The following is a 14,296-nucleotide window of genomic DNA, read 5'->3' on the forward strand; positions in this document are numbered from 1 at the left end:
GTTTAATCCTCGACGTATTCTTCGCCCCAGGCCGAGCCGCATTGCGCCAGCAAATAACTGGCCGCGGCCGGGCCCCAGCTGCCGGAGATGTAGGATTTGAGTCCCTCGCTGTCGCCCTGCCAGGCGCTCAGGATCGGATCGATCCAGTCCCATGCGGCGCCCAGTTCATCGTCGCGCACGAACAGCGTCAGGTCGCCGTGCATCGCATCGAGCAGCAGGCGTTCGTAGGATTCGACCCGACGCGATGTGGACGCTTCTGCAAAATCCAGGTTGAGCGCAACGTCCGACAGCCGGATCCCTTCGCCCGGCTCCTTGGTCTTGAGGAACAGTTCGACGCTTTCTTCCGGCTGCAGCGAAATGACCAGGCGGTTCGAGCGCAGATTGCGCTGGTTGGTGCCGAAGATCGAATACGGAATCGGCTTGAAATTGATGGTGATCTCGGCGCTGCGGCTGGCCATCCGTTTGCCGGTGCGCAAGAAGAATGGCACGCCGGCCCAGCGCCAGTTGTCAATCTCGGCCCGGATCGCGACGAAGGTTTCGGTGCGCGACGCCGCCGGCACGCCGGGTTCGGCCTGGTACGAGATCACCGGCTTGCCGTCGATCGCACCGGCCCGGTACTGGCCGCGCACGGTGTGCTTGCTGACTTCTTCCGGTGTGAACTTGTGCAGGCCGCGCAATACTTTCACTTTCTCATCACGGATCGCGTCCGGGTTGGCATTGACCGGTGGCTCCATCGCGACGATCGATAGCAACTGCAGCAGATGGTTTTGCACCATGTCGCGCAAGGCGCCGGTGTGGTCATAAAAGTCGCCGCGCGACTCGACGCCGACCTGCTCCGAAATCGAGATCTGCACGTCCTGGATCCATTTGCGATTCCACAGCGGCTCGAGGAAGGAATTGGCAAAGCGTAATACCAGCAGATTCTGCACCATCTCCTTGCCGAGGTAATGGTCGATACGATAGATCTGCTTTTCCTTCAGATAGGTGCGCAGCGCGGCGTTGATCTCGCGCGCCGATTGCGCATCGCGCCCCAGCGGCTTTTCCAGTACCACGCGGGCATTGTCGCCGACCAGCTCGTGCGCCGCCAGCTGCTGCACCACCGGGATGAACAGATCGGGGCCGGTCGCCAGATAGAACAGGGCGGCGTTGGCGCCGCTGGTGTCGATGCGTTGTTTCAGCGGTTCGAAATCGGCCGCTTCGCGCGCATCGATTTTGCAATAGCTGGTGAGCGCCAGGAACGCCTGCAAGGTGGCCGGCGTACTGCCGCCGCCATTCGCCGAGGAGCCTTCGATGCTGGCCGAAACGCTGGCCAACACGCGCTGCCGAAAATCGGCGTCGTCGAGCGCTTCGCGTGCGACGCCGATAAAGCTGAAATTGGCATCCAGCCGGCCGTTGACGAAGGCGCTATACAGGGCAGGGATGATCTTGCGCTTCGCGAGATCGCCGGTGCCGCCGAACAAGACAAAAGTGGTCATGCTGACTCCGATGGAAGAGAATGTGTGGCGAATAATCCGTGCTGTCGATTATGCCAGACTGCCTTCATAAATGTAATTTAATTACAATCAATGTCTATTTATTTCGTGATATTCACGTAAAAACGACTTTAAATGAAAGTTTGCTACAAAAAGAGCGCGTTCCGTGCTATCTTTTTAGGCATCTGAACCAAGCGCCGGAACTTCCTATGACCTTCATCAAGCAAGAAAAAATCCACCCTGTCGTCGCGCAGGTGACCCGCCGCATCAGCGAGCGCAGCCAGCCCTTGCGCGATGCCTATCTGGCCCGGCTGGAGCAGATGCGCGGGCGCGGTCCGCGCCGTGCCAGCCTGTCTTGCGCGAACCAGGCACACGCCAACGCCGCCGCCGAATCGCGCAGCAAGATCTGGCTGAATCAGGCGCAACGGCCCAACATCGGCATCGTCACTGCCTACAATGATATGTTGTCAGCGCACCAACCGTATGCCACTTATCCTGACCAGATCAAGCAGGCGGCGCTGCGCCATGGTGGCACCGCCCAGGTAGCGGGCGGCGTGCCGGCGATGTGCGATGGCGTCACGCAAGGCCGGCCCGGCATGGAACTGTCCTTGTTCTCGCGCGACGTGATCGCCCAGGCGACCGCCATCGCGCTGTCGCACGACGCATTCGACGCCGCCTTGTGTCTCGGCATCTGCGACAAGATCGTGCCGGGCCTGCTGATCGGCGCACTCGCCTTCGGCCATTTGCCGGCGATCTTCGTGCCGGCCGGGCCGATGGGTTCCGGGCTGTCGAACAAGGACAAGGCGGCAGTGCGCGAGCGCTATGCGCAGGGCAGGGCCAGCAAGGAAGAATTGCTGCAATCGGAGAGCGCGGCCTATCACAGCGCCGGCACCTGTACTTTTTACGGCACCGCCAACAGCAACCAGATGCTGCTGGAAGCGATGGGCCTGCACCTGCCGGGCGCCTCCTTCGCGCATCCGAATACCGCGCTGCGCACCGCATTGACCGACTGCGCGGTGGAGCGCGTGCTGCAGCTGACCGAGCACGGCGGCGACTACACGCCGATCGGTCATGTCGTCAATGAAAAGGCGATCGTCAATGCGCTGGTCTCGCTGCTGGCGACCGGCGGCTCGACCAATCACACGATGCACTGGGTCGCGGTGGCGCGCGCTGCCGGGATCGTGATCGACTGGCAGGACTTCGACGAGTTATCGGCGGTGATTCCGCTGCTGACGCGGGTCTACCCGAACGGCAGTGCCGACGTTAACGCGTTCGAAGACGCGGGCGGCCCGACGTTCGTGATCCGGGAACTGCTGGCGGGTGGGCTGATGCATGGCGATGTGAAGACCGTGTTTGGTGGCGCCGGGTTGAACGGGCATACCGCACGCCCGGCGTTGCAGGATGGCAGGGTGCAATGGCAAGCGCTACCACCGCAATCGACCGATACCAGCGTAGTGCGCAATGTGAGCGAGCCGTTTGCGCCGACCGGCGGACTGCGTCTGCTGCAGGGCAATCTCGGACGCGCGATCATCAAGGCGTCGGCGGTGCCAGAGGACGCTTGGGTGATACGCGCGCCGGCCCGGGTGTTCGACTCGCAGGAGGCGCTGGTCGACGGCTACCAGGCCGGCCAGCTGAACATGGATTTTGTTGCAGTTGTGATCTATCAGGGTCCGCAGGCCAACGGCATGCCGGAGTTGCACCAGTTCACGCCGGTGCTGGGCAGCCTGATGTCGGCCGGCTACAAGGTCGCGCTGGTTACCGATGGCCGCATGTCGGGCGCCTCCGGCAAGGTGCCGGCGGCCCTGCACGTCAGCCCGGAAGCGGCGCAGGACGGCCCGCTGGCGCGTGTCAGGGACGGCGACCTGATCGAACTGAATATCCACACCGGCGAGTTGGCTGCGCTGGTGCCAGCCGCGGAATGGGCTGCCCGCACGCCGCATCCGATGCGCGCAGAATCGGCGCATGGCTACGGTCGCGACCTGTTCGTGGCGCAACGTCGCGTGGTGAGCACGCCGGAGCACGGCGCGTCCACCCTGTTTGTCGATTGAGCCGGTAGCGGCCATAATCAGCATAATCAGCATAATCAGCATAATCAGCATAATCAGCATAATCAGCAGAATCAGCATCAGCGCCAATGATTCAGAACCAATATCCGTCTTTGTTTATCTACCGTGTGTGATCGTGCGGGTGGCGCGCCACTGCACCCCATATCTGAAGGAGTCGATTGAATATGATATACAACAAGCAAACCATCCTGCAGCAGCTGCAACAAGTGCGCGTGCTGCCGATCCTGGTCAGCGACGATGTCGACCAGGCCATCCGCTGCGTCTCTGCGCTGGCGGCGAACGGGCTGCCGGTGGTGGAAATCACCTTGCGCACGCCGAACGCGCTGACGGTGTTGAGCGAAGTCGTCAAGGCCTGCCCGGACGTGGTGGTCGGCGCCGGCACCATCCTGACCGCGGCCCAGCTCGACGCGGTGCGCAACGCCGGCGCGCATTTTGGCATCAGCCCGGGCATCACGCCGGTGCTGGCACGCGCGGCGGGGGAATCGGGCCTGCCGTATTTTCCCGGCGTCGGCGGCGCCAGCGATCTGATGCTGGCGCTGGAACACGGTTTTAATGTGGTCAAGCTATTTCCGTCCGATGTGGTCGGCGGCGTCAAGATGGCGAAGGCGCTGGGCGGGCCGTTCCCCGATGTGCGCTTCTGCCTGACCGGCGGCGTCACGCTGGACGCCACGCCGCAGTTGCTGCAACAGGATAATGTGCTGTGCGTCGGCGGCTCCTGGATGTGTCCGGCCGGATTGATCGCGGCCAACGACTGGCAGGCGATCGGCCAGCTGGCGGCGCAGGCCAGTGCCGCTGGCAGGGTAAATACTGCCCCCAGTAAATAATTAAATTCATTCGGGGCGCTTTAGATATAAGCGCATTCAGTACATAAAAACCTATACTCCCACAAAAATCATGTCTTCCCACGCATCCGTTGCATCGCTCAACGCCTCTGCGCCATCCGAGCCGCCTTGCCTCAATACCGCCGTCAATCTGGTCTCGCAGACGCCGCTGTGGTCGACGCTGCAGCAGCGCGCGGCCGGCATTTCCACCATCAAGGAATTGTTCCGCGCCGATCCGCAGCGATTTCGACGCTTCTCGGTGTCGGCCTGCGGCATGCTGCTGGACTATTCAAAGCAGCGGATCGATGCCCCGGTGCTGTCGGAACTGCTGGCACTGGCGCGTCAGCAGCAGCTCGAAGCGCGGCGCGATGCGATGCTGGCTGGCGCGGCGATCAATAGCACGGAAAACCGGGCAGTGTTGCACAGCGTCCTGCGTCTGCCGAAGGGCACGCGCTTTTTGCTGGACGGCGCAGACATTGCCGCCGATGTCCATGCAGTGCTGGCGCGGATGCGCAGTTTCAGCGACGCGGTGCGTGACGGCCGCTGGGTCGGCCATACCGGCAAGGCGATTCGTACCATCGTCAACATCGGTATCGGTGGTTCCGACCTCGGCCCGCAGATGGCCTGCAGCGCCTTGGCGCCGTGGGCACAGCCAGGCCTGACGCTGCATTTCGTGTCGAACGTCGACGGCCGCCATTTGGCCGACACGCTGCAACAGGCCGATCCGGAAACCACGCTGTTCGTGGTCGCGTCGAAGACCTTCACCACCATGGAGACGCTGACCAACGCCGGCACCGCGCGCGCATGGATGCTCGGCCGCGGGTGCCCGCAGGCATCGATCTGCCAGCACTTCGTCGCGCTCAGCACCAATGTCGACGCGGCTCAGCAATTCGGCATCGCGCCGGAAAACGTATTTCCGTTCTGGAACTGGGCTGGTGGGCGCTATTCGCTGTGGAGCGCGATCGGCCTGTCGATCATGCTGTATGTCGGCGCCGACCGCTTCGAGGAAATGCTGGCCGGCGCGCACGCGATGGATCTGCATTTTGCGCAGGCGCCGCTGGAACAGAACCTGCCCGTGCTGATGGCGCTGGTCGGCGTCTGGAATATCAATTTTCTGGGCCAGCAGGCACTCTCGATTGCACCCTACCACCAGCGCCTGCACCGGCTGCCGGCCTACCTGCAGCAGCTCGAGATGGAAAGCAACGGCAAGTCGGTTACCCGCGCCGGCCAGCGGGTCGACTATGCGACTGCGCCGATCCTGTTTGGCGAAGCCGGCACCAACGGCCAGCACGCGTATTTCCAGTGCCTGCATCAGGGCGCAGCGATCACGCCGACCGATTTCATCGCGGTGATCGAGGACGACAGCGGCCTGCCGCAACACAACCGCGCATTGCTGGCCAACTGCTTTGCGCAATCGAAGGCGATGGCGCATGGCAAGGATCTTGACCAGGTCCGTGCCGAACTGCCCGACGCGCCGGCATGGCTGTTGCCGCACCGCGTATTCGAAGGCAACCGTCCCAGCTCGACGCTGCTGCTCGACGCGCTGACGCCGCGTTCGCTCGGCGGCCTGATCGCGTTGTATGAGCACAAGGTATTCGTACAATCGGTGATCTGGGACATCAATGCGTTCGACCAGTGGGGCGTGGAGCTGGGCAAGTCGCTGGCGCTGCAGTTGATCAGCCTCGACCCAGACGCCGTCAACGAGGATTACGATAGCTCGACCCGCGGCCTGCTGCAGATACTGCAGAGCAAGTGAGCCGCACCAGCGTTATTCGAGTACGATTCCATTTAAACGACTCAAGCAAAGTAGACCATCATGAACGCCCTAACCATGCCCCTTCTGTCGGAAGATGATAAAGATCAGTCCTTGCGCGACGATATTCGCAGGCTCGGTCGTCTGCTCGGCGATACCGTGCGCGCCCAGCATGGCGAAGAGATTTTTGCGCTGATCGAACAGGTCAGGCAGAATTCGATCCGCTTCCGGCGCGACGCCGACGAACAGGCGCGCGAAGAACTGGAGCGTACGCTCGACAGCCTGAGCAACGACCAGACCACCCAGGTGATCCGCGCATTCAGCTATTTTTCGCATCTCGTGAATCTGGCCGAAGACCAGCACCATATCCGCCGTACCCGCGCCCACCTGATCGCCGGCTCGGCGCCAAAGGAAGGCAGCCTGGCGCATACCATCAATACGCTGTACAGCGACGGCCGCGATACGCAGGCGCTGCTGGATTTCTTCCAGACCGCGCAGGTCACACCGGTGCTGACCGCGCATCCGACCGAGGTGCAGCGCAAGAGCATTTTAAATTGCCAGATGGTGATCAGCCGCCTGCTGGACGAGCGCGATCGCATCCAGCTGACGCCGGAAGAGGCGGCAGCCAACGAGGAAGCGTTGCAGCGTGCGGTGCTGACGCTATGGCAGACCCGGATGCTGCGCACCGCCAAGCTGTCGGTGCTGGACGAGGTCGAAAACGGCCTCAGCTTCTACGACTACACCTTCCTGCGCGAACTGCCGCACCTGTATGCGGGGCTGGAGGATCTGCTGTGCCGCAAGGATGGCACGCTGACGCAGGTCGAACTGCCGACCTTCATGCAGATGGGCAGCTGGATCGGCGGCGACCGCGACGGCAATCCTTTCGTCACCGCCGAGGTGCTGGAACAGACGCTGAAGATGCAGTCGTCGCGTGCGCTCAATTTCTACCTGAACGAGCTGCATACGCTGGGTTCGCAGCTGTCGGTCGCCAGCCTGCTGGTCAGCGTCTCGGACGAGTTGCTGGCCTTGGCGGCGGCATCGCCCGATCATTCGCTGCACCGCACCGACGAACCGTATCGGCTCGCGATCAGCGGCATCTATGCGCGCCTGGCGACAACCTATCAGCATCTGCTGGGACATCCGCCGGCGCTCCATGCCAGCGGCGTCGCAGCGGCCTATACCGATGCGCAGCAGCTGATTGCCGATCTGGACGTGGTGCATCAATCGTTGCTGCAACACGGTTCGGCGGCGCTGACGCGCGGCCGCCTGCGTCACCTGCGGCGCGCGGTACGCGTGTTCGGCTTCTATCTGGCGCCGATCGATCTGCGTCAGAATTCCGACGTGCATGAGCGCGTGGTGGCCGAACTGCTGGAAGCGGCGAAACCGGGCACCGATTATCTGCAGCTGGACGAGGACCAGCGCATCGCCTTGCTGATCGCCGAGATCAGCTCGGCCCGTCCGCTGGCCTCGCCCTACCTGCCATACAGCGAGGAGACCCGTTCCGAGCTGGCGATTTACCGCGGCGCCCGTAGCGCGCAGCTGGCCTACGGCAAGGGCGCGGTACCGAACTGCATCATCTCCAAGACCGACGGCGTGTCCGACATGCTGGAACTGGCGCTGCTGCTGAAGGAGGCCGGCTTATTGCATCCGCTCGAAGGCCGGCTCGATGTCAACATCATCCCGCTGTTTGAAACCATCGGCGATTTGCAGAACAGCGCCAAGGCGATGGATCGCCTGCTGGCGCTGCCGGCCTATGCGCGACTGCTGGCAAGCCGCGCCAATGCGCAGGAAGTGATGCTGGGCTATTCGGACAGCAACAAGGATGGCGGTTTCCTGACGTCCGGCTGGGAGCTGTACAAGGCCGAGCTGGAACTGGTGGAGGTGTTTGAGCGGCACCAGGTGCGCTTGCGGCTGTTCCACGGCCGTGGCGGATCGGTCGGACGCGGCGGCGGCCCCAGCTATCAGGCGATCCTGGCGCAGCCGGCCGGTGCGGTGCAGGGCCAGATCCGTCTGACCGAGCAGGGCGAGGTGATCACCGCCAAGTACGGCAATCCGGAAGTCGGGCGCCGCAATCTGGAAGTGCTGGTGGCCGCGACGCTGGAAGCGAGCCTGTTGTCGCATCGGGACGCGGCCGCGCCGCCGCAATTCCTGGCCGCGATGGACGAATTGTCGGCGCATGCGTTCCGCGCCTATCGCAACATGGTGTACGAGACCGAAGGCTTCGAGCAGTATTTCTGGGAGTCGACCGTGATCTCCGAAATCGCCAGCCTGAACATCGGCAGCCGCCCGGCGTCGCGCAAGAAGTCGACCGCAATCGACGACCTGCGCGCGATTCCGTGGGTGTTCAGCTGGTCGCAATGCCGCTTGATGCTGCCCGGCTGGTTCGGCTTCGGCAGCGCGGTGCAGGCTTACCTGAAGGCGCATCCGCACGACGGCCTGCAGACGCTGCAGGCGATGTTCAAGGGCTGGGGCTTCTTTGCCAGTCTGCTGTCGAACATGGAAATGGTGCTGGCCAAGAGCGACATCGGGATCGCCAGCCGCTATGCCCAGCTGGTCAAGGATGAAGGCTTGCGCAACCGCATCTTCCCGCGCCTGCAGGCCGAGCATCAGGCGACACTGAGTGCATTGAAACAAATTTCCGGCCAGGCCGAACTGCTCGATGCGAATCCGTTGCTGAAACGCTCGATCCGCAACCGCTTCCCCTACCTGTCACCGCTGAACCACGTGCAGGTCGAGTTACTGCAACGCTATCGCCACGGCGATACTGACGAGCGCGTGCGGCGCGGCATCCATCTGTCGATCAACGGAATTGCGGCGGGCTTGCGCAACAGCGGGTGAGGGTGTTGGTGTTGGCGTGCTGCGATGCTGTGGCGGCGCGCGGACGCAGCACCCGCCGTTGGCAGGCCACGCCAACTTCGGCAAGGTTCGGAGCGCATCATTCAATGCAACAGCAAGGCTGATGACCACCGTGCCTGCACATTTGTATCCCGTTCGATTGACACGTCGCATCCGCAAGCATCGTGGCGCGACCCCGTTCGAGAGGAACTGGCTGTGAGTGCGCCACTGGCAGCGTCGTTTCCATGGTTGGTGGCCGATATCGGCGGTACCAATGCCCGTTTTGGCTGGATCACCGGGAGTCACAACGGGGTCGAGCAGGTGCAGCACTTGCCGGTGTCCGATCATGCCGGACCGGCCGAGGCCGCGGTTGCTTATCTGGACCAGTTGGCAGGCGTGTTGGGCGATGCTTACCGGCCGCCGCGCCACGCCGCTTTTGCGGTGGCTACCGCGGTGGCAGGCGACCAGATCGCACTGACCAATAGCCAATGGAATTTTTCACGCGCCGCGGTACAGGCCGAACTGGGCCTGGACACGCTGATCATGCTGAATGATTTTGAGGCACTGGCATTGTCGCTGCCGCGCTTGCGCCCATCGCAGATACAGGCCCATGCTGCGCTTCCCAAACCGCATGGCACCCTGGCGGTGATCGGTCCCGGCACCGGCTTGGGCGTGGCGGGCGTGATGCAGACCTGCACTGGCTGGGTCGCCTTGCCTGGCGAGGGCGGCCATGCGACATTGGCAGCAGCCGACGAGTTTGAAAGCGCGCTATTGTCGCGGGTGCGCCGCGACTATCCGCATGTGTCGGCCGAACGGCTGCTGTCAGGTATCGGGTTGCCGGTGCTGCATGGCGCCGTCGCCGAGCTGATGGGGGCCGTTGCGGCCCGTTTCACTGCGGAGCAGATCGTCGCGCATGGGTCGGCGGGCAGCGATCCGGTTTGCGTCCGAACGCTCGATGTGTTCTGCGCGCTGCTTGGCAGTTTCGCCGGTAACGTGGCGCTGACGCTCGGCGCGCGCGGTGGTGTCTATATCGGTGGCGGCATCGTGCCACGGTTCAGCCAGTACTTCTTTGCGTCGCGCTTCCGCGAGCGTTTCGAAGCCAAGGGACGTTTTCGCCACTATCTGCAGGAAGTCCCGACCGCCTTGATCACCGACACCCTGGCGGCCCTGACCGGCGCGGCCCTGGCGATCGAGCAGCAATCCTTTCCGGCCACAGTTACCACTGCCCCGGGTGTTCAGTAAAACAGCGTTGTCGTTACACGACGCTGTTACCCAAGGCAGACTGCATCAACTTGTTCCAGATCAGGTTCCGTGTTTCAATCTCTGATTCCTGGCAAGATCCGACAGGGTTGCCGCCGATGACACTGAGCGGGCGTTAGGTAAGATTAAAATCGCAGCTTGCGCCCGACGCGTTACATTTTGCAACGCCTCTTACTTTTTCCATCTAGTCACACAAAATCGTTAAGTGTTCAATAAAGAAATAAATGAAGGAGTCCAAATAATGAAAAAGTATTTCCCCACTTCGGCATGTCTAATCACCGCGGCTGCTTTAATGCTTCCGTTAACACCTGTTATGGCAACCAATGTTGATGTAGGCATCAATGTGGGTATTCCAGGTGTCTATGTGCCGGCGCCGGCGCCTGTGTATGTGCAGCCTCAGCCGGTGTACGTACAACCACAGCGAGTTTACGTAGAGCGAGAAGATGAATACTGGAAATGCAAGAAAGACAAATGCAAACTAAAGAAAGAGAAGAAAGAGAAACACCATAGAGATGATTAGCATCACACCCCGCGCTGCATCAAGCAATTGCGCAGCGAAGGAATGTCTGCAACCAACCGAAGGCGGCCGATCGATACTCTCCCAAGCAGACAGTCAACGCTGAGCTTGTGGGCGCCGATTCAATTTTGACCCATGTGCCGGGATATCGCTGCTGGGCTGACGGCGCGTTCATATGTTGGCCATCTCGTAACTGGTGCCAATGTCGCAGCGCATGGAGCTGAAGATCATGCCGTAGTAGGGGTGGGCGTGGCTTTTGCGATTAATCTGGGCTCCTGATTGTTGTATATCGCCGAAAATTGACCCTGTATTTTCACATTCGATTGACCCACCTGCGATTGGCTGGAGCCTGCACTGTTGCTGCGTTCCATCGCCACGACGAACGTTCAATCATCGACGATAATTTTTGAAAAAATTGGCGCAATATCATGCGATCGCCAACATCCGTGGACTTCGAGACGTTCGGCCGCGAATGGGACGCGATGCTCATCGAAGGAGAGCTAGGTGAAGTGCACATGTCACTGCGCCTCAAAGATGGCTAACCGTTCCTTGATTCACTTACTGTAACCCGCTCGCTGACCCTCAAAAGTGCTGGCAACGCTGTTCCAGAAACTGACTATTGAATTGGCAACTATGTCCGGCAGCGGCCTTTGAGAACACTGTATCTAATGGACGTGCAAGCTTTTGGCTAACCTAAGGCGATCGCTCAAGAACTATGTCATTTTATTAATTTCCTTTACACTAGCCACGGCACGTTGGGCATGCCAGCTTAAAAAAGCCCACTTTCCTTCCTGGAGTAATATGAAAATCAAGAATACCTCCTTGCTGCTGTCCCTGACGATCGGCACTGCACTGGTTCTCTCAGCCTGCGGAGGCGGCGGCGGTAGCACCTCTGCCTCGACATCGACGCTCCCCGGATCAACGACAACACTTTCAACAATTTCCTCCGCCAACTCCACTCAGGTTGCCGGCAATGCCTATGCTGCGAACGGGGCCATCGGCAATTCGTCGACCGGGGTGAGTACGCTGGTGACGGGTGTCAGCATTGAAGGCACAGGCGTCAGCACGGTATCGCCCGCGCTCGACTTGGTCATGCAGGCATTCGATAGTGGCGCGCCGAAGCTACTCACTGGCGTCTCCACTTCGCAAGCATGCCCTGGCGGCGGCACCATAGCGATCAATGGCACTGCACAAAGTCAGACCGGCCCGAGCAATGGCGACAACCTGACCTTCACAGCCACCAACTGCGTCGAGAACGGGGCCACCATCAATGGCGCCTTCACGGTCATATTGTCCGGTATCACTGGCACGGTTTCCACCACCGGCGCCTGGAGCGCAACGTTGGACTTCCAGTTCAACGCATTCGGTGTGACCAGCGGCAGCGAATCTGTCACGGCAACCGGCGACATGAAAATCGGGTATAACCAGTCCTCTTCAACTAGCAAGTCGCTCGCGATTTCTGGCAAGTCGTTGCAAGGCTCGCAGAGCAAAGCAGGCGTGAAGGTCGCCGACCGTACGCTAACCGACTATTCGGCGACCAGCGTTATCTTTGGTAGTACGGTCAATACCACCGCCAACTACACGATGTCCGGCAATACCAGCTCACTCGGCCAGTTCACCTACACCGTGAAGAATCTGCAGCCGTTTGTGAGCACGATTGGCGGTACGCCGACTTCCGGTTCAATGATCATCAACGGGGCATCGTCTTCAGTGACGGTGACCGTCATTGACGCAAACAATGTGCGACTGGACTACAGCGCGAAGGGCGACGGCGTGATCACACAGACCATCACCGTCAGCTGGACGACCCTCAAGTCGAGTCTCTAATCGGTTCACGCTCAATGTAGCGCGGTTAAAGGTGGGCCGCTTACTAAACATGTTGAATCTTGCGTAAGCGCGATTTTCCGGGGCGTAGTAAGAGAAAAAGCCACAGAGGTTGGATCCTGTGGCTTTTTCATTGTCTATCCGCATGACCGCTTGCCTTGCGGCCAACCATCAACAGAATGAGAAAACAGCTCGATGTTATAGGAGTCTTTTTTCGTTTGGGAATTCCAATGACATTGATCTTTCGCGCCGCAGCCGCTGCGGCGCTACTAGCGTCGTTAGTGCAGCCGGCCAGCGCGCAATGGCAAGGCGGCGTCGGTTTGAGCGCTCGCTACCAGACCAACACCGAGTTTGACCAGACCGGCCGCCAGCTGGTGCGCGAGGAGGGCTGGCTTCCCGGCATCTCGGCGCGCGTGGCGTACAAAGCGAATGAGCTGATCTGGTTCACGGAAGGAGTGATCCACGATCGTTCGATCCCGTACCACGGCCAGACCCAGATCGGCGGCGCGGTGGATTCCACGACGTCGACGCGGCTCATACACCTTCGCGCCGGGGGCGCTTATGCTTTAACCGATAGTTATTCGGCGTTCGCGGCGCTCGAATGGGAAAAGTGGGCGCGCGACATCCGGGGCACCCACACTGCGGCCGGATTGCAAGAAAAGTACACTTCAAGAAGAATGCTCGCTGGCGTGCAAGGGAAATGGAATCTGGCTGGCGCCGGCGTAATCGCCGCGGATGCCGCAGTCGTGATCTCCGAGCCGGAGCGGCTGCGAGTGGGTTTCTCTGGTCTGCTGGATCCAGCAGCGCTCGAAACGAAGTGGTCGAAAGGCCTGCAAGTCGGCGCAAGCATCCGGCCTGCTTTTATTCCGCATTGGGAATTGCGCACCGCTTACGACTGGATCAGGGTCGAGCGCAGCGACGACATGCCGGTCACCCGCAACGGGCAATTCATGGGGACAATTGCGCAGCCAGAGCATGTGAAGCGTGGCGTTACCTTAACTGCCTTGTACATCTTCTGATAATAGTGCTTGAGCGAGTTGACTAAGTGCTTCGTATAACCGGAGAGTACTAACAAGTCGACTTCCGCAGGGTTCAGAACAATGTTGCCATGCCGCTCTTTCGGCTCGCGAGGGAACCGAGCCGAATGGCGCTATCTGGTTACCAAGTCGAAGACGGAACCGTCCATCCAGGTCACCTTGACGCGTCATGTCGGCGTTGTGTAGCCTGGCATAGTAGGCCCCTTGACCGATTTAGCAAGACGTCGGCTTGGCGACCGTATGCCCTCGGACAGGTTCCATAGGTCGCAATGACTCTGTAGTCGGATAGCACGGTCATTGCCATCTAGAAACGGATGGAGCCATGGTCTAGATGGTGAACACAGGCGTCGGCGATCAGCAGCGTGCCCCCAGCCCATCGGCCTGTCGTAGAATTTGGTCCAAGCGTGCCAGATTTTTCCGGCTGTTCTTTGGTACTGTGTTAATTACCTTCCCGCAATTCCAGCCCGCGGATAATTGCCTTCTCGCCCAGATAGGCGGCGATCGGCATACCCGCAAAACACCTGCATAGCTGCCTGATACGCCCTCCATGGCAGTGTGGATTGATTCCAACTTGCCGGATGTTCCAAAAAACTCCCACCCATCAATGACAAGCTTGTCGCCGATTGCGGGTGATCAAGCTGCGCATGATTTATCGGCCAAGCTTTCCCCATCCTAAAATTTCTGATCGGCATGTTGTTTTTGAAGCAATCA

The 14,296-nt window shown here is 60.6% G+C and carries 9 protein-coding genes; 8 read left to right on the forward strand and 1 reads right to left on the reverse strand.

The genetic code is table 11. The features are described from left to right. Nucleotides 1-2: 2 nt before the first annotated feature. On the reverse strand, nucleotides 3-1,475 hold the full coding sequence (zwf, locus tag ACFOFO_RS19065) for a glucose-6-phosphate dehydrogenase (protein WP_390322484.1): 1,473 nt from the start codon (nucleotides 1,473-1,475) through the stop codon (nucleotides 3-5). A gap of 206 nt (nucleotides 1,476-1,681) precedes the next feature. Here zwf and edd point away from each other — a divergent pair, with 206 nt between their 5' ends. The 8 genes from edd to ACFOFO_RS19105 all read left to right on the forward strand — a co-directional run bounded on the left by edd (nucleotide 1,682) and on the right by ACFOFO_RS19105 (nucleotide 13,567). Continuing rightward, nucleotides 1,682-3,520 carry a phosphogluconate dehydratase gene (gene edd, locus ACFOFO_RS19070; RefSeq protein WP_390322485.1) on the forward strand — a complete coding sequence of 613 codons (1,839 nt, stop codon included), beginning with the start codon at nucleotides 1,682-1,684 and terminating at the stop codon, nucleotides 3,518-3,520. Between the two features lie 182 nt (nucleotides 3,521-3,702). After that, nucleotides 3,703-4,362 (forward strand): bifunctional 4-hydroxy-2-oxoglutarate aldolase/2-dehydro-3-deoxy-phosphogluconate aldolase, encoded by a 660-nt coding sequence (gene eda / locus ACFOFO_RS19075; RefSeq protein ID WP_390327875.1) that lies wholly within the window; start codon nucleotides 3,703-3,705, stop codon nucleotides 4,360-4,362. A 70-nt stretch (nucleotides 4,363-4,432) separates the two neighbouring features. Next, the gene (gene pgi / locus ACFOFO_RS19080) at nucleotides 4,433-6,115 is read left to right on the forward strand and encodes a glucose-6-phosphate isomerase (RefSeq protein WP_390322486.1); all 1,683 of its coding nucleotides are present in this window, start codon (nucleotides 4,433-4,435) and stop codon (nucleotides 6,113-6,115) included. A gap of 60 nt (nucleotides 6,116-6,175) precedes the next feature. After that, entirely contained in the window at nucleotides 6,176-8,950 is a 2,775-nt protein-coding gene (ppc, locus tag ACFOFO_RS19085) for a phosphoenolpyruvate carboxylase (protein WP_390332432.1), read from the forward strand. 213 nt (nucleotides 8,951-9,163) lie between these two features. After that, a complete protein-coding gene (glk, locus tag ACFOFO_RS19090) occupies nucleotides 9,164-10,189 on the forward strand; it encodes a glucokinase (protein WP_390322487.1) in 1,026 nt (341 codons plus the stop codon). A gap of 259 nt (nucleotides 10,190-10,448) precedes the next feature. Beyond that, the gene (locus ACFOFO_RS19095; protein WP_390322488.1) at nucleotides 10,449-10,727 is read left to right on the forward strand and encodes a hypothetical protein; all 279 of its coding nucleotides are present in this window, start codon (nucleotides 10,449-10,451) and stop codon (nucleotides 10,725-10,727) included. Nucleotides 10,728-11,546: 819 nt separating this feature from the next. Further along, nucleotides 11,547-12,551 carry a hypothetical protein gene (locus ACFOFO_RS19100; RefSeq protein ID WP_390322489.1) on the forward strand — a complete coding sequence of 335 codons (1,005 nt, stop codon included), beginning with the start codon at nucleotides 11,547-11,549 and terminating at the stop codon, nucleotides 12,549-12,551. A 227-nt stretch (nucleotides 12,552-12,778) separates the two neighbouring features. Then, nucleotides 12,779-13,567, forward strand: a complete 789-nt coding sequence (locus ACFOFO_RS19105) for an outer membrane beta-barrel protein (protein WP_390322490.1) — start codon at nucleotides 12,779-12,781, stop codon at nucleotides 13,565-13,567. Nucleotides 13,568-14,296 lie beyond the last annotated feature (729 nt).

The organism is Pseudundibacterium arcticum, assembly GCF_042646465.1.
GTDB classification, from domain to species: Bacteria; Pseudomonadota; Gammaproteobacteria; order Burkholderiales; family Burkholderiaceae_D; genus Undibacterium_A; species Undibacterium_A arcticum.

Coding starts and splice junctions, on each gene's coding strand:
- eda (WP_390327875.1), top strand. CDS start 3,703: ATGATATACAACAAGCAAACCATCCTGCAGCAGCTGCAACAAGTGCGC.
- zwf (WP_390322484.1), bottom strand. CDS start 1,475: ATGACCACTTTTGTCTTGTTCGGCGGCACCGGCGATCTCGCGAAGCGC.
- ppc (WP_390332432.1), top strand. CDS start 6,176: ATGAACGCCCTAACCATGCCCCTTCTGTCGGAAGATGATAAAGATCAG.
- ACFOFO_RS19105 (WP_390322490.1), top strand. CDS start 12,779: ATGACATTGATCTTTCGCGCCGCAGCCGCTGCGGCGCTACTAGCGTCG.
- ACFOFO_RS19095 (WP_390322488.1), top strand. CDS start 10,449: ATGAAAAAGTATTTCCCCACTTCGGCATGTCTAATCACCGCGGCTGCT.
- pgi (WP_390322486.1), top strand. CDS start 4,433: ATGTCTTCCCACGCATCCGTTGCATCGCTCAACGCCTCTGCGCCATCC.
- edd (WP_390322485.1), top strand. CDS start 1,682: ATGACCTTCATCAAGCAAGAAAAAATCCACCCTGTCGTCGCGCAGGTG.